Genomic DNA, 16,481 nt, shown 5'->3' on the forward strand with positions numbered 1-16,481 from the left:
GGCGAATGCAAGAGAGGCGGACTTTTCAGCCCGCCTCCCCACGAAAATCTCTCTTTTAGCCAGGCTCAGCTGAAGAGCACGAAGGTCTTCTGCAGCGTGATCCAGACACCCCAGAGGATCGGGAGACCGATGACGGCCCAGGCGGCCAGCGCCTTTCCGTCGAACCCACCCTTGCCGATCCCGAAGGAGCCAGTCGGGCCGGCATTGCTTGCCTGGGTTTTGGCCTGCAGGGCCGCGACTTCGTCGTCCGACATGAACCACTTGTCGGAGAGCGGCCTGACCAGCGCATTGGCAATGAGCCCCAATGCCAGCATGCCGGCCAGGATGTACATGGTGAAATCGTACACCTGTGCGCGGGGAATACCGGCAGCGATCTGTGCCTCCCGGATGTAGTTGACGACGACCGGCCCGATGATGCCTGCCGTGGCCCATGCTGTCAGGAGGCGGCCATGGATTGCGCCCACGAACTGCGTTCCGAAAATGTCTGCAAGATAGGCGGGGATGGTTGAGAAGCCGCCGCCATACATGGAGAGAATGACGCAGAAGGCCGCCACGAAGTACACTTTGCTGCCGATGCCGGCCGCCCATGGTGCCGAGGCATAGAGCAGGATGCCGAGCAGGAAGAAGACGTAATAGGTGTTCTTGCGCCCGATCTTGTCAGAGAGTGATGCCCAGAAGAACCGTCCGCCAATGTTGAACAACGACAGCAGTCCGGTGAATCCGGCAGCGATCGCGGCGACGGCAGCCAGTTGTTCCTTGCTGAGATCGGCAAACTTCAGTTCCGGAACACCGATCAGCGAACCGGCGAAGATTTCCTGCAGCATCGGCGAGGCCATGCCGATCACCCCGATACCGGCGGAAACGTTGAGCGTCAGTACGGCCCAGATCAGCCAGAATTGCGGCGTCTTGTGCGCGTCACGCAGATGGACATGGCCGTGCGTAATCATCGCATTGCCGGTAACTTTCGGCTGCCAGCCTTCAGGGCGCCAACCGGCGGGCGGAATGCGATAGCCGAAAGCACCGCCCATCATGAAGACGAAATAGATCGCGGCGATGACGATGAAGGTTTGCCACACGCCGACCGAGGTATCGCTCTTGAAGGTGTTCATCAGCATGTTGGCCAATGGTGCTCCGATCATCGCACCGCCGCCGAAGCCCATGATTGCCATGCCGGTAGCCATGCCGCGGCGGTCCGGGAACCACTTGATCAGTGTCGAGACCGGCGAGATGTAACCGAGCCCGAGGCCGATACCTCCGATGACGCCCGCACCAATCCACATCAGCCAGAGCTGGTGGAAGATGACACCGATCGCAGCGAGGACAATCCCGCCGCACCAGCAGCAGGCCGCTACGAAGCCCGCCTTGCGCGGGCCAGCACGCTCAAGCCAGCCACCCCATATGGCCGCCGAGCTGCCGAGAAGCACGAAAAACAGGGTATACATCCAGCCGAGATCGCTGACGCGCCAGTCGCAGCTGGTCGTGAAGAGCGCCGAGGCCAGGGTCATATCCGGACAGGCGACAGGCGCCGTAATCCCGATCGACTTTGTGAGCGGCAGCCAAAACACCGAGAAGCCGTAGGCCATGCCGATGCAGAGATGAATGGCAAGTGCCGCTGGCGGCACCAGCCAGCGATTGAAGCCCGGCTTCGCGATGATGCGCTCGCGGTCGAGCAGACCCGCGCCATAACCGCCGGTTAGTGTTTCCGTACTAACAGACATTTCTATTCTCCTCCCTTCCCCCGGTCGAAGCCGGCGGATCCATCTGCTTGCAGACAGACATCAGTTCCGATCCATGGAACCGATGCACGTACTGCCTCCCCAGCGATGTCGCGCAAGCGAGTCGCTCTCCCGCGTCCGGTGGCTCGATGTCAGACAGCGCGCCGGAAGCAAAGGTTACGTTGCAACCCGTGTGCCAGGAGACGACTTGACGTTTTTCAATGTGTTAGGCCGCGCCTACTCGGAAATTTGGACATTTTGTCCGGGTTGTGTGCGACATTTTGTCCGGGCAGAATGTCTTCAATCCGCTTCTGGAAGCCAGATCGTAAAGGTGGTTCCTGCTCCCGGATGGCTCTCGGCGGTCAGGCTGCCGCCCTGTCGCGTAACCAGCGTTTGACTGATCGACAGGCCAAGACCGGTTCCGCCCTGCCGTTTGGTAGTAAAGAAAGGATCGAAGATGCGGTGCAGTACCTCGGGTGTCATCCCGACGCCGGTATCCGTCACCTCAATGGCAACACCCCGCCGTCCCTCGCGATTCTCGTCTCGACTCTTCAGCGTCAGCGTCCCGCCGTCCGGCATCGCGTGGATGGCGTTGACGATGAGGTTCACCAGCACTTGCTGCAGCTCCGTGCGGTTCATCAGTATCCGGCGCGTGGCCGCATCCTCCCGCGAGACCCCGATAGCACCCTTGTTCAGCAGGTGCTGCACGAGCGGCAGACAATCAGAAACCACATCGGCCACCGCGTGCCGCTCGACATAGCCGGCATATTCCTCGGGCTTCGCGAACTGCAGGAGTTTCGTCACGATCTGGCTGATCCGGTGAATCTGTTCATCGATGAGACGAAACTCGGTCGCGACGCCCTCGCTCTCGGCAGCAAGAACGCTGCGAACCACATCGAGATTGCCCTGCATGACCGCTATGGGATTGTTGATCTCGTGGGCGACCCCGGCCGTGATTTCACCGATGGCAGCAAGCTTCTCGGACATGATCAGTTGCTTCGTGGTCGCCTCGAGCTGCCTGTTGGCGATTTCGAGTTCATGCGTCCTGGCCGCCACCCGGGCATTGAGTTCATCGTTCCAGGCCCGGAGTTCGCGATCACGTTGCTGGACCTGATCTAGCAGCGTATCGAGATGGTGTGCGACGCGGCCGATCTCGTCGTCGGCACGTGCAAGGCCGGTACGTGCACCGAGATCCCCCTCCTCCACCCTGCCGATGGTGGCCGTCATGCGCTCGAGCGGCTTGAAGATTCCTCGTGCCCAGCGCAGAAAGATCGGAACACTGGCGCCGGTCACGGCAAGGAATGCAAGACCGATACCGATCAGAGTCTCCGTTTTGGCGCGTGCAAACGGCGCTTCCAGGAAGCCGACATAGAGCATGCCGACCCGCTTGCCGTAGCTGTCGCTGATCGGCTCGTAGGCGGAAACATACCAATCGTTGACGACAAAGGCGCTGTCGAGCCAGACACGACCTTGGTCGAGCACCGCCTCGCGGACCGCCTTAGATACCCGTGTGCCGAGCGCCCGTTTGTCCTCGAAGAGCCGGACATTCGTACTGATGCGAACGTCGTCGAGAAACAGCGTCGCCGTTCCGCGGCTGCCAGTCGGAAGGCTGGCTTCGCGGTAGACCAGATCGTTGATCGTGTCGATGAACACGAGGTTCTGGTTGAGCAGGATTCCGCCGACCAGCGCGACGGTTCCCTGGCCCGGCACGAAAGCGGGGCTCGCGGAATGGACGACCATGCCCCGACTTTCGGAGGACCGGTCGGTCGGAAGCGCGTTCGGCGTCGGCACAAGCTCCAACCGCGCTTGGGACGCCAGGTTGGAGGAGATCGCCGCCAGTTCTTCGTTGGTGAAGATGTCGATCGCCGTGCTGGCACGACCAGAGAGCGCCGCCTGCACGACCGGCCAGTCGCTGCGGATCGGCGCGACGGTTCCCAGCGGTGGAGAGGCGGCGAATGGCCCTTCGTCACCTGCGACCATCAGGAAATCCAGCCCGAGCCGCTTTCGGTTTTCTTCGAGAAATGCCGGCAGTGCGGCAGCCCCGTCACGGGCGACGATGTCGCGGAAACCGGCCGAGTCCGTGAGTGCCTTCAGGTGCTCGCCGGTGTTTTCGAGAATCCGGGACAGATACTGGTGCGCGATCGTGAGATCGCCGTTCACCTTGGAGGTCAGGAGCGCATCGAACTTGGCTTCCCATCGCGCCATGGTGACGGCAAGCAGCACGGGCAGTATGACAAGTGTCGGCAACAGCGCGATTGCAAGCAGGCGAAAGCGGATCGAGGAGCCGCCCACGCCGGGCGTGACAGGTGTCGCGGGCTCAGACATTCCAGGCCGCGCATTTGCGATCGATCGTCTTGCGCGAGATTCCCAGCCGCCGCGCTGCCTCGTCGCGATTGCCGCCAACCTCATGAAGAACGGCAAGGATGTGTCGCCGTTCGACATCCTCGAGTGTCAAAGCGGCGAAAGCCGCCGGGGAACGATGACCTCGGAAGTCCTCGGGGAAGGCACCGAGGATCAGCGACCGCTCGATGAGATTCCGTAACTCGCGAACATTTCCGGGCCAGCGATAGTGCAGGAGCGCGGCCGTCACGTCGGCATCGATGGTCACCGGCGGCATGCCTAGCTGCAGCGACAACTTGTCCATGAACAGCCGAGCGAGTTCGAGCACATCACCGTCTCTCTCTCTGAGAGGCGGGAGAAAGAGCTGCATCACATTGATCCGGTAGAACAAATCCGCGCGGAAGTTACCCTGTTTGACCTGCGCTTCTAGGTCCGCATTGGTCGCGAATATGAGGCGGAGATCGACCGGAACCTCACGCTCGGCTCCAACCGGACGTATGCGCCTGTCTTCGATCGCCCGCAACAGCTTGCTTTGGGTCGCGAGCGGCATCTCGCCGATCTCATCCAGAAAGAGCGTCCCGCCCTGAGCATGCATGAACAGGCCCTCGCGGCTCGTCTCCGCACCCGTGAAGGCTCCCTTGAGATGGCCGAAAAGCTCGGACTCGATCATGTCCGGCGGAATCGCCGCACAGTTGACCGGCACGAACGGTTTCGAGGCGCGATCCGACAGCGCATGGATCGAACGGGCAGCGACCTCCTTGCCCGTGCCCGATTCACCACTCAGCAGCACGGTCGTCGGCAGGGGCGCCACCTTTGCAATCGTCTCGCGAACCCCGCGGATCGCTGGCGACTCGCCGATCAGCTTGTCCCGCAGGAGGATGTGCTCGGAGGTCGCACGCAGCTCGTAGCGCAGAACGAAATTCTCGCGCTGCAGCCGCATGCGATCGAGACAACGGGCGACGGCGTTGAGGATCTGGTTGGAGCGGAAGGGCTTCAACACAAAGTCGACCGCACCGGCACGTAGCGCCTGGATCGCCGTCTCGAGGTCCGCATAGGCGGTCATCAGGATGGCATCGGCATAGAAGCCTATGGCCCTTTGCTCGACCAGCCAGTCCACGCCGTTCTTGCCCGGCATGATGTTGTCGAGAATGACCACGTCGAAATGGTATCGATCGAGCTTGCGATTGGCTTCATCGGTATCGGCTGCCTCCTCGATCCGCTTGCAGCGCGGCCCGAGGGTACGGACGAGGAAATTACGCATCCCGGGCTCGTCGTCGACGACGAGAATGCACGCCTGCGCAAGCCACGGCCCGAATTCGGGCGTGCGTTCGGCCGCGGCCGCTTTCCGTACCGTCTCTGCCCGCACGCGCCTCTCCCATCCCGTCGATCAGATTGCCGTCATGAATAGCAGAGAAGGCGAAGTCACAAAAGCCACGGGATACGGTTGCGGATGAACGGCAATGCTACGCCGGCTCGGGCCGATTGATCAGTTTGGCGGCGTCGAGGACCAGCGGGTCGAGGCCGTCCCCGCCTGCGTCGAGGATCTCGAACAGCTGCCGACGCATGCGGGGCTCCCAGAACCTGTTGATGTGCGTGGCAACACCATCGACCCGCGTTGCCTCGGGCTGGGATGCAAAGAAGGACGCGATCTGGTTCGCCATCCGGACCAGCTTTTCGGCGGTGTGCTCATGCGACATCGGCAACGGCTCCTGGAGACAATATGCGGTCAGCGTGGGTGAATATCTCGAAATCCTCGCCACGGACGACCGCGACGAGGGTCATGCCGGCCTTCTCGGCCGTTTCGATGGCGAGGAGCGTCGGCGCTGAGACGGCGAGCAGAAACGAACTGCCGAGGCTTGCTGCCTTTTGAACCATTTCGACGGAGAGTCGGCTGGTGACGGCGACCACCCCATCCTCACCTCGATAGCCGGTTTTCACGACGGCTCCGCAGAGCTTGTCGAGCGCATTATGGCGTCCGACGTCTTCGCGGATCGCCACCAGCCCCTTTCCCGGAACGTAGAAACCGGCGCCGTGCACGGCATGCGTCACGCGGTTGATGCTCTGCGCGTCTCCCAGTGTTCGTACAGCCTCTGCGACCTCCCGCGAGCGCAAGCGCAGACCGCCGCCCCTCACGGACCGCACTGGCCTCAGCGCCTGATCGATCGACTCGATCCCACAGAGACCGCAGCCGACGGGTCCCGCCATGTGGCGTCGGCGCGCACGAAGAGCGTCGGCGACCGGATCGGCGAGCGTCACCTGCACGTCGATGCCACGCCCCTCGTCCACGACCTCGATGCCGACGATCTCCGCCGGGTCGGCGATGACGCCTTCGGTGAGGCTGAACCCGACGGCAAAATCCTCGAGGTCCGCTGGCGTCGCCATCATGACGGCATGGGTGGTGCCGCCATAGCTGAAAGCAATCGGAACCTCCTCGGGGACCATGCGCTCGCCGCTCCGCACGGCACCCGCCCGAAGCACGAGCTCCGGCACAGGTTTCGCGGCGAGGCGCGCTGGCGTCATTCGGCCGCCTCCAGCTTTCCGGCGATACGACGAGACTTCCGCGAGAGGTCCTCGTAGTCTCGCTGCCAGTCCGATGGACCATTGGAAGGCGAAACCTGGACCGCCGTCACCTTGTATTCCGGACAGTTGGTCGCCCAGTCCGAATAGTCGGTGGTGATCACATTCGCCTGCGTTTCCGGATGGTGGAAGGTCGTATAGACCACACCGGGCGCGACGCGATCGGTGATCAGCGCCCGCAGCGTCGTGTCGCCCGAACGGCTGGCAAGCTTGACCCAGTCGCCATCCTTGATACCCCGCTGTTCGGCATCGTGCGGATGGATCTCCAGTCGGTCCTCTTCGTGCCAGACCACATTCTCGGTGCGGCGCGTCTGCGCGCCGACATTGTACTGCGACAGGATGCGGCCGGTGGTCAGAAGCAGTGGGAAGCGCGGGCCGGTGCGTTCGTCGGTCGCGACATATTCCGTGCGGATGAACTTGCCCTTGCCGCGCACGAAGCCGTTGACGTGCATGATCGGCGAGCCTTCCGGGAACTTCTCGTTGCAGGGCCACTGCACCGAGCCCATCTTTTCCAGGTAGTCGTAGGTGACACCGGCAAAGCTCGGTGTCGTGGCAGCGATTTCGCCCATGATCTCGGACGGGTGGCCGTAATTCCAGGCGAGCCCCATGGCCTGTGCGAGCTTCTGCGTCACTTCCCAGTCGGCGTAACCGTTCTTCGGGCTCATCACCTTGCGGACGCGATTGATGCGGCGCTCGGCATTGGTGAAGGTGCCCTCCTTTTCGAGGAAGGTCGAGCCCGGAAGGAAGACGTGGGCGTAATTGGCCGTCTCGTTGAGGAAGAGATCGTGCACCACCACGCATTCCATCGCCGCGAGGCCGGCGGACACGTGCTTGGTGTCGGGATCGGACTGCAGGATGTCCTCACCCTGGATGTAGAGGCCCTTGAAGGAGCCTTCGACAGCCGCATCCAGCATGTTCGGGATGCGCAGGCCCGGTTCGTTGTTAAGCGTCACGCCCCACATCTTCTCGAAGGTCTCGCGCGTCGCGTCGTCAGAGATATGTCGATAGCCCGGAAGTTCGTGCGGGAAAGAACCCATGTCGCAGGAGCCCTGCACATTGTTCTGGCCACGCAACGGATTCACCCCGACGCCCGGCCGTCCGATATTGCCGGTTGCCATGGCGAGGTTGGCGATCGCCATGACCGTCGTGGAGCCCTGGCTGTGTTCGGTGACGCCGAGACCGTAGTAGATCGCGCCATTGCCACCCGTCGCATAAAGGCGGGCCGCGCCGCGGACAAGCTCTGCCGGCACCCCGGTGAACTTCTCCGTCTCCTCCGGCGAATGCTGCGGCTCAGCGACGAACGCCGCCCAGTCCTCGAATTCCGACCAGTCACAGCGTTCACGAATGAAGGCTTCTGCGAACAGGCCTTCGGTTACGATCACGTGAGCAAGCGCCGTCAGAACGGCAACGTTGGTGCCCGGCTTCAGCGGCAGGTGATAGGCCGCCTCGACATGAGGCGTGCGCACCAGATCGATCCGGCGCGGATCGATGACGATCAGTTTGGCGCCCTGACGCAATCTCTTCTTCAGGCGTGAGCCGAAGACCGGATGGCCGTCGGTCGGGTTGGCACCGATGACCAGCACGACATCGGAGTGTTCGACCGAATCGAAATCCTGCGTGCCGGCGGAAGTACCGAATGCCTGGCCGAGACCGTATCCCGTCGGCGAATGGCAGACGCGCGCGCAGGTGTCGACATTGTTGTTGCCGAACCCGGCACGCACCAGCTTCTGCACGAGGAAGGTTTCCTCATTCGTGCAGCGGGACGAGGTGATGCCGCCGATCGAGTCGCGCCCGTATTGGTACTGGATCCGGCGAAACTCGGAGGCGACGTGCGCAAGCGCTTCCTCCCAGGTCACTTCGCGCCAGGGATCTGTGATCTTTTCACGGATCATAGGGTTCAGAATGCGATCCCTATGCGTCGCATATCCCCAGGCGAAACGCCCCTTGACGCAGGAATGGCCACGGTTCGCCTTGCCGTCCTTCCACGGCACCATGCGGACGAGCTCTTCGCCACGCATCTCCGCCTTGAAGGAACAGCCGACACCACAATAGGCGCAGGTGGTGACGACGGAATGCTCCGGCTGCCCGATCTCGATGACGGACTTCTCGGTGAGCGTCGCCGTCGGACATGCCTGCACGCAGGCGCCGCAAGACACGCATTCCGACGCCAGGAAGTTCTCGTGCATCCCTGGGGAAACGCGAGACTCGAAGCCCCGGCCCTCGATCGTCAGCGCGAAGGTACCCTGCACTTCTTCGCAGGCCCGCACACAGCGCGAGCAGACGATGCACTTCGACGGATCGTAGGTGAAGTAGGGATTGCTCTCGTCTTTCGGCATCCAGCGCGCATTCGCCGCGCCGGTTCCGGACCTCGCCTTCACGTGATTGTCGCCGTCGTAGCCATACCGGACATCGCGCAGGCCGACGGCGCCTGCCATATCCTGCAACTCGCAGTCACCGTTCGCCGCGCAGGTGAGGCAGTCGAGCGGATGGTCGGAGATGTAGAGCTCCATTACGCCCTTGCGGATCTGCTTCAGCCGGTCGGTCTGGGTGTGGACCACCATGCCCTCGGCCGCCGGCGTGGTGCAGGAGGCCGGCGTGCCGGCCCGTCCGTCGATCTCCACGAGACAGAGACGGCACGAACCAAAGGCATCGACCATGTCGGTCGCGCAGAGTTTCGGAACCTGGATGCCAGCCTCCATAGAGGCGCGCATGATCGAGGTGCCGGCAGGAACGGTGATGCGCTTCCCGTCGACGGTCAGCGTGACGGTGTTCTCCGATCTGGACGCCGGAGTACCGTAATCGATTTCAGGAACGAGGGGCATGGCGAGCCTCCTGGTTGAAAGCAAGGGATAAAGTCCGGCGAAGAGCGACGATCGTCGTTGTCATTCCGCAGCCTCCTTTATGGGAGCCGGAGCGAAATCCTCCGGGAAGTGCTTCAGAGCGCTCATGACGGGATAGGGGGTGAAGCCACCGAGCGCGCAGAGCGAGCCGAACTTCATCGTGTTGCAGAGATCGGCAAGCAGCGCCTTGTTCTGCTCCGGCTCGACACCGGCGGCGATCCGGTCGACCGTTTCGACGCCGCGGGTAGAGCCAATCCTGCAGGGCGTGCACTTGCCGCAGCTCTCGATCGCGCAGAATTCCATCGCGAAACGTGTCTGCTTCAGCATATCGACGGTGTCGTCGAAAACGACGATGCCCGCGTGCCCGATGAGACCGTCGCGGGCGGCAAATGCCTCGTAGTCGAAGATCGTATCGAAGAGCGAGGGCGGGAAGTAGGCCCCGAGCGGGCCGCCGACCTGGACGGCCTTGACTGGTCGACCGCTCAAGGTGCCGCCACCGATGTCGTTGACGATCTCTCCGAGTGAAAGGCCGAATGCCGTCTCATAGAGGCCGCCGTGCTTGACGTTGCCGGCGAGCTGAATCGGAATCGTGCCATGGGAACGGCCGACGCCGAAGTCCCGATAGAAGGCCGGGCCACGATCGAGAATAACGGGAACGGACGCGAGCGAAATCACGTTGTTTACCACCGTCGGACAGCCGAAGAGCCCTTGCAGAGCCGGTAGCGGCGGCTTTGCCCTGACGATGCCGCGCTTGCCTTCCAGGCTGTTCAGCAGAGATGTCTCCTCGCCGCAGACATAGGCGCCTGCGCCTTCGCGGACTTCCATGTCGAAGGCGCGGCCGGACCCGAGGATGGAGGGACCGAGAAGATTCGCTTCCCTCGCGATCGTGATCGCCCGCCGCATCGTCTCGATGGCGTGGGGATATTCGGACCGGGTATAGACGTAACCCTTCGTCGCGCCCGTTGCCATTCCGGCGATAATCATGCCTTCGATCAGCATGAACGGATCGCCTTCCATGACCATGCGGTCCGAGAACGTGCCGGAGTCGCCTTCGTCGGCATTGCAGACGATGTACTTCGTCGCGCCCGGTGCATCGAGCACGGTCTTCCACTTGATGCCGGTCGGGAACCCCGCGCCGCCACGGCCGCGCAGGCCACTCTCGGTGACCGCGGCAACGATCTCGCCGGGAGACATCGTCAACGCCTTTTCGAGCCCCTTGAGGCCGCTATAGGCGCGGAAGTCATCGAGAGAGAGAGGATCGGTGACACCGCAACGGGCAAAGGTGAGGCGCGTCTGGTTGCGCAGGAACGGGATGTCCCTGGTCCGCCCGTGGCAGAGCGGATGCGCCCCTCCCTCCAGGAAACCGGCTGCGAACAACCCCGGCACATCGCCCGGACTGACCGGACCGTAGGCAATGCGGCCGTGTTCGGTCCTGACTTCCACCATGGGTTCGAGCCAGAGTAGCCCACGCGAACCGTTGCGGACGACACGGGCGTCGATACCGCGCATCTCGATCTCGCGAGAGATCGCCGCGGCAACCCTGTCGGCACCGACTGCGAGCGCGGCAGCATCGCGGGGGACGAAGATGGTGGTGGTCATCGGCGCACCTCCGCGATCAGCGCATTGCAGCTTTCGTTGTCCAGACGACCGTATACCTCGCCGTCGAGCATGGCCGATGGCGCACAGGCACACAAACCGAGACAGAACACCGGCTCCACGGTGACGGCACCGTCCGCCGTCGTGCCGCCCCACTCCACGTCGAGCAGGCCTTTCAACTCCTCCGCAAGCCGGTCTGCACCCATCGACTGGCACGCCTCCCCGCGACAGAGCTTCAGTACATGGCGGCCGGAAGGTTCGGAACGAAAATCGTGATAAAAAGAGACGACACCATGCACCTCTGCGCGCGAAAGATTGAGAGCACTCGCGACGAGAGGCTTTGAATCTTCCGGAATAAAGCCGAACGCTTCCTGCACCGCATGCAGGATCGGAAGCAATGGCCCGTCCGAAAGCCTGTGCTCTTCGATGATCGCACGCGTGCGAGACAAGACGTCATCCACCGATGACCGTATATTCATGATCAGTCCTCCCAAACCGACACGAAATGGCTTCAGCGGATCGTGTTGAACCGTTTGGGCGTGCCGGCCTTCTGTTCAGTAGCTGTGCTGCTCAGTGCGCGAGACCGGAAACCTTCGCTGTCCGCCGATTATAGCAGCAAGGATGGCCGAGTTGGAGCACGAGGGTCAATAATGGTGTTCCGTCGCTTGATAGATAAAACCTATCAAAACGCCTCGACCTCCGCGAGCCTGCGGCCTTCGTGCAGCAACGCGGAAACAAGAGGTGTAAACGGCTCGCGGTGCTGAGCAACGAGGCCGACGACATGTTCCGCCTCCGGCTCGACAAGAGGGATCATCCGGATACCGGCGGAAAAGCCGAAGGATTCCGCAACGTTCTTCGGCATAATCGAGGCCCATCGACCGGTGCGGATATGCGAAAAGAGCACGATCATCGAGTTCGATTCGAGCGTCGGCTTCGGCACGACGCCAGCCTCTGCCATAAGCTGGTTGATGATGCGGCGGTTCTGCATGTCCGCCGTCAATAGACAAAGCCGAAGGTCGGCGACTTCTCGCCAGGTCACAGTTTCGCGATCGGCCAGTGGCGAGTCCGAGGCGGTGATGAGGTGGTAGCGCTCCGCATAAAGCGGCACCATGCTGACACGGCCGAGCGGCTCGTTGTCGAGATAGGTGATGCCGACGTCGACCTCGAAGTTCTCGAGCTGGCTCAGGACCTGCAGCGATGTCCGCGAGATCACCGAGAAAGTCACGTCCGGATGCTTGACCTGGAAGGGTTCCGTGATCCTCGGGACGATGGTGAGGGCAGTCGGGATGGCCGCTATCCGGACGTGCCCGGCCAATCCGTGTCGGGCGGCCCGCATCTCCTCGCGCATCGTGCGGGTGTCGCCGACGATGCGACGCGCCCATTCGAGCACACGCTGCCCCTCCGGCGTCAATCCCTGGAAACGGGAGCCACGCTGGACCAAAACCACCCCGAGCTGGTCCTCGAGCTGACGAATGGCCGCCGAAAGCGTCGGCTGCGAAATCCCGCACTCCTCGGCAGCCCGCCCGAAGTGTCGCTCACGCGCCAGGGCGATAAAGAATTCCAGCTTGTCGATCATCGCCACTCCCTCGCGCCAGAGATAACACAGCTCTGCCGGGTGCAGGAAGCGGCAACAGGGATGGCGTCAGGCGCGGGTATTGCTTTCCGGCTCGCAATACATCCGGTAAAGGACCGCGAGGAGATCGCTGAGGCTGGGATTGGCGATGCTGTAATAGATCTGCCGGCCCTCGCGGCGCGTCTTGACCAGCTCTTCGATCCGCAGGCGCGCGAGATGCTGCGAAACCACCGCCTGCTGAATGCCGAGGATCGCCTCGATCTCGCTAACCGTCCGCTCCCCGTTCACAAGGATGCAGAGAATGAGCAGGCGCGATTCGTGGGAAAGCGCCTTCAGCAGTTCACTTGCGGCCGCTGCTTTCGACATGAAATCGTCGAGACGGCTTTTATCGCTCACATTGTCCAGCAAGGCCAGTACCACCACAGTTTCGGTCAAGACACGCATATGCGTAATTCACGAAATGTCATAGTGCATATGTCCTGCAAAACCAAGCCGCCTCGTTCCTGTCTGTCCCTAGAGACCAAGCGAAACCGTCGCCTGTTTGATCAACATTGCACTCTTGCGCAGCGCCGCCTGTTCCTCCCGGTCAAGCTCGGGGAAGAGATCGGCGAGCACACCGGCCGCACCGACAACGCGTGGCACGGAGAGCGGAACTTCGGCCACATCCTCCACCATCGCGGTGACGATCGACACGGACAGCACATCGCGTTGGTCACGGGTGATCGCTTTCACAATGCGGGCAAGGCCCGCCCCGATACCGTAATAGGTAGCACCCTTGCCACTGATGATTCGATAGGCCGCATTGCGGACACCGTCATCGATGGTCTGCCGAACGGCAGCGTCCAGGCGCTTGCCCACCTGGTCGGCGAAGGTTTCCAGCGCAATCGATCCCGCGCGCGCATTGGACCAGGCGAGGACCTCGCTGTCCCCGTGCTCGCCGAGCACATAGGCGTGTACCGATTGGGGCGAGATGCCGAGATGGCGACCGATCAGGCTACGAAAGCGGGCCGTGTCCAGGATCGTTCCAGAGCCGATTACCCGCTGGGGCGGCAACCCCGAGAGTTTGGTCGCAACAGCCGTCATGACGTCGACGGGATTGGTAGCGACGAGCAGAATCGCTTCGGGCGCGGCAGTTCCGACGGCTCCAACAACCTCCCGAAAGACCTCGGCATTGCGCTCGAGCAGTGCAAGCCGTGTCTCGCCCGGCTTCTGGCTGACGCCCGCGGCGAGGATAACGATGCCGGCGTCGACGAGATCGGCATAGTCGCCTGACCTCACGGTGGTAGCTGACACGAACGGTACGGCGTGGGAAATATCTTCCGCCTGCGCGCGGGCCAGAGCGTCATTCCGGTCGACAAGGACGATCTCGCTGGCGCTGTCCGTCATGGCCAAGGCGTAGCCGGCCGAGCTTCCGACCATACCAGCACCGACGATACCGATCTTCATGCTCACCTGCCAAGGTCGCCCGATGCCCTTCGCACCGCCATTCAGGTTCGCTGATGGCGACGGACGCGTCAAGCTGCGGCGAGCGGTTCGCCGGCGATCCCACAGGCATCATTAGAGAAGCTTGCCGAGAGCGCCTCGGGAAGCACACAGATGTCGAAGGAGGATTTCGATATGTCGATGCCGATAAAATGGTTAGTATAGGCCATGAGGCTGCTGTCTCCCTTATACGCGAGCGCGAAGCTCTCTCAACGGTTCGACAAAGCCTCGAAATGCGCAAAGGGTTATGCTTTCTTACGAACGTAAGTTCAGGCCGCCTAGGGCCAACCGCTTTGCGCATCGTCATCGCGGTGTTGCAATCACCCAATGACAAACGAGGCCGGTGCATCATAACAAATGCACCGGCCTCGCAATGTATAAGGCGGCCTTTCGACCGCCTGTCTCTAATTCCCTGGCTCGATCAGGCCGGAATGATGGCACCGTTGAGATGCGTCAGCTCGGCAAGATACTGCTCGAGCTTGGTCTTGTGCTCCGCGCTGTCGACCTTCTCAAGTTCGGCCTTTGCGGCCTCGATCCGCTTCACCAGCGTCTCGCGGTTCAGTTCGCTCATCTCGACGGCGGACTCCGCAAGAAGCGTGCAGCCAGTCGGAAGGATATCTGCGAAGCCGCCGAAGACGACGTACCGGCTCGTCTGCCCGGAGGCAAACTTTACCGAAACGACACCAGGCTTGATCGTCGTCATGGTCGGCGCATGATTGGCCATGACGGTCATCTCGCCTTCGGTCGCCGGAATGACAACTTCGCTCACCTTTTCGGAAAGCAGCAGACGCTCGGGCGAAACGAGTTCAAAATTGAAATTGTCGGCCATGACTCTTCACTTTTTAAATGGAGGAGCAGAGGCGCGCGTCAGAACGCGCGCCCGTTGCATGATCAGGCAGCTTCGGCCGCCAGCTTCTTCGCCTTCTCGATGGCTTCCTCGATCGAGCCAACCATGTAGAAGGCTGCTTCCGGCAGGTGGTCGTACTCGCCGTTGACCAGGCCCTTGAAGCCCTTGATCGTGTCTTCGAGAGCAACCAGCTTGCCCGGCGAACCGGTGAAGACTTCAGCGACGAAGAACGGCTGGGACAGGAAGCGCTCGATCTTGCGGGCGCGGGCAACCGCGATGCGGTCGTCTTCCGACAGTTCGTCCATGCCGAGAATGGCGATGATGTCCTGGAGAGCCTTGTAGCGCTGCAGGGTCGACTGAACCTTACGAGCGACTTCGTAGTGCTCTTCGCCGACGACCAGCGGGTCGAGCATGCGCGAGGTGGAGTCGAGCGGGTCGACGGCCGGGTAGATGCCCTTTTCGGCGATCGAACGCGACAGAACGGTCGTTGCGTCCAGGTGGGCGAACGAGGTTGCCGGCGCCGGGTCGGTCAAGTCGTCGGCGGGAACGTAAATGGCCTGAACCGAGGTGATCGAACCCTTGGTCGTGGTGGTGATGCGTTCCTGCATTGCACCCATGTCGGTGGCCAGCGTCGGCTGATAACCAACGGCCGACGGGATACGGCCGAGAAGTGCGGAAACTTCCGAACCAGCCTGGGTGAAGCGGAAGATGTTGTCGACGAAGAACAGAACGTCCTGACCCTTGTCGCGGAAATCTTCAGCGATCGTCAGACCGGTCAGAGCGACGCGAGCGCGGGCGCCCGGCGGTTCGTTCATCTGGCCGTAAACGAGGGCGGCCTTGGAGCCTTCGCCACCGCCGTGCTTGTTGACACCCGACTCGATCATTTCGTGATAGAGGTCGTTGCCTTCGCGGGTACGTTCGCCAACGCCGGCGAATACCGAGTAACCGCCGTGCGCCTTGGCGACGTTGTTGATCAGTTCCATGATGAGAACCGTCTTGCCGACGCCGGCGCCGCCGAACAGGCCGATCTTGCCGCCCTTGGCGTAAGGAGCGAGAAGGTCGACGACCTTGATGCCGGTGACGAGGATCTGGGCTTCAGTCGACTGCTCGATGTAGGCCGGAGCTTCCTGGTGGATGGCGCGCTTGCCGGAGGTGACCAGCGGGCCAGCTTCATCGACGGGCTCGCCGATGACGTTCATGATGCGGCCGAGCGTCTCGGGACCGACCGGAACGGTGATCGGAGCGCCGCTATCGATAACCGGCTGGCCGCGAACCAGACCTTCGGTCGAGTCCATCGCGATCGTGCGAACCTGGTTTTCGCCGAGGTGCTGAGCAACTTCGAGAACGAGGCGATTGCCGCCGTTGTCGGTCTCCAGCGCGTTCAGGATCGCAGGCAGCTCGCCGTCGAACGCAACGTCAACAACAGCACCGATGACCTGGGTAACCCGGCCTGCGGAGCCGGTTGCGGCCTTCGCCGCGGTAGATTTCGGGGTAGCTGCCTTAGCCATGTT

At 62.2% G+C, this 16,481-nt stretch carries 14 protein-coding genes; all 14 read right to left on the reverse strand.

The genetic code is table 11. The features are described 5' to 3' along the window. Window positions 1-65 precede the first annotated feature (65 nt). Complete coding sequence (locus tag NHF53_RS19525) at window positions 66-1,718, reverse strand: OFA family MFS transporter (RefSeq protein ID WP_252835676.1); 1,653 nt, start codon at window positions 1,716-1,718, stop codon at window positions 66-68. A 297-nt stretch (window positions 1,719-2,015) separates the two neighbouring features. Continuing rightward, the gene (locus NHF53_RS19530; RefSeq protein ID WP_252835677.1) at window positions 2,016-4,040 is read right to left on the reverse strand and encodes a HAMP domain-containing sensor histidine kinase; all 2,025 of its coding nucleotides are present in this window, start codon (window positions 4,038-4,040) and stop codon (window positions 2,016-2,018) included. Then, complete coding sequence (locus NHF53_RS19535; protein ID WP_252835678.1) at window positions 4,033-5,421, reverse strand: sigma-54 dependent transcriptional regulator; 1,389 nt, start codon at window positions 5,419-5,421, stop codon at window positions 4,033-4,035. Before NHF53_RS19535 ends, NHF53_RS19530 begins: the two co-directional genes overlap by 8 nt. A gap of 97 nt (window positions 5,422-5,518) precedes the next feature. Beyond that, window positions 5,519-5,752 carry a formate dehydrogenase subunit delta gene (locus NHF53_RS19540; RefSeq protein WP_252835679.1) on the reverse strand — a complete coding sequence of 78 codons (234 nt, stop codon included), beginning with the start codon at window positions 5,750-5,752 and terminating at the stop codon, window positions 5,519-5,521. Beyond that, a complete protein-coding gene (gene fdhD / locus NHF53_RS19545; RefSeq protein WP_252835680.1) occupies window positions 5,742-6,575 on the reverse strand; it encodes a formate dehydrogenase accessory sulfurtransferase FdhD in 834 nt (277 codons plus the stop codon). Before fdhD ends, NHF53_RS19540 begins: the two co-directional genes overlap by 11 nt. Further along, on the reverse strand, window positions 6,572-9,454 hold the full coding sequence (gene fdhF, locus NHF53_RS19550) for a formate dehydrogenase subunit alpha (protein ID WP_252835681.1): 2,883 nt from the start codon (window positions 9,452-9,454) through the stop codon (window positions 6,572-6,574). Before fdhF ends, fdhD begins: the two co-directional genes overlap by 4 nt. Window positions 9,455-9,514: 60 nt before the next feature. Next, a complete protein-coding gene (locus tag NHF53_RS19555) occupies window positions 9,515-11,071 on the reverse strand; it encodes an NADH-quinone oxidoreductase subunit NuoF (RefSeq protein WP_252835682.1) in 1,557 nt (518 codons plus the stop codon). Beyond that, window positions 11,068-11,547, reverse strand: coding sequence for a formate dehydrogenase subunit gamma (locus NHF53_RS19560; RefSeq protein WP_252835683.1), 480 nt, complete (start codon window positions 11,545-11,547; stop codon window positions 11,068-11,070). The genes NHF53_RS19555 and NHF53_RS19560 overlap by 4 nt, the downstream gene beginning before the upstream one ends. Window positions 11,548-11,750: 203 nt before the next feature. Further along, the gene (locus NHF53_RS19565; protein ID WP_252835684.1) at window positions 11,751-12,644 is read right to left on the reverse strand and encodes a LysR family transcriptional regulator; all 894 of its coding nucleotides are present in this window, start codon (window positions 12,642-12,644) and stop codon (window positions 11,751-11,753) included. Window positions 12,645-12,710: 66 nt separating this feature from the next. After that, window positions 12,711-13,085, reverse strand: a complete 375-nt coding sequence (locus NHF53_RS19570) for a helix-turn-helix transcriptional regulator (protein ID WP_252835685.1) — start codon at window positions 13,083-13,085, stop codon at window positions 12,711-12,713. Between the two features lie 69 nt (window positions 13,086-13,154). Continuing rightward, a complete protein-coding gene (locus NHF53_RS19575) occupies window positions 13,155-14,087 on the reverse strand; it encodes an L-lactate dehydrogenase (RefSeq protein WP_252835686.1) in 933 nt (310 codons plus the stop codon). Window positions 14,088-14,155: 68 nt separating this feature from the next. Next, the gene (locus NHF53_RS19580) at window positions 14,156-14,293 is read right to left on the reverse strand and encodes a hypothetical protein (protein WP_252835687.1); all 138 of its coding nucleotides are present in this window, start codon (window positions 14,291-14,293) and stop codon (window positions 14,156-14,158) included. A 251-nt stretch (window positions 14,294-14,544) separates the two neighbouring features. Next, window positions 14,545-14,952, reverse strand: coding sequence for a F0F1 ATP synthase subunit epsilon (locus tag NHF53_RS19585; protein WP_252835688.1), 408 nt, complete (start codon window positions 14,950-14,952; stop codon window positions 14,545-14,547). Window positions 14,953-15,014: 62 nt separating this feature from the next. Next, the gene (gene atpD, locus NHF53_RS19590; RefSeq protein ID WP_252835689.1) at window positions 15,015-16,478 is read right to left on the reverse strand and encodes a F0F1 ATP synthase subunit beta; all 1,464 of its coding nucleotides are present in this window, start codon (window positions 16,476-16,478) and stop codon (window positions 15,015-15,017) included. Window positions 16,479-16,481 lie beyond the last annotated feature (3 nt).

Origin of the sequence: Ciceribacter sp. RN22 (assembly GCF_024054295.1) — a bacterium.
Taxonomy (GTDB): Bacteria; Pseudomonadota; Alphaproteobacteria; order Rhizobiales; family Rhizobiaceae; genus Allorhizobium; species Allorhizobium lividum.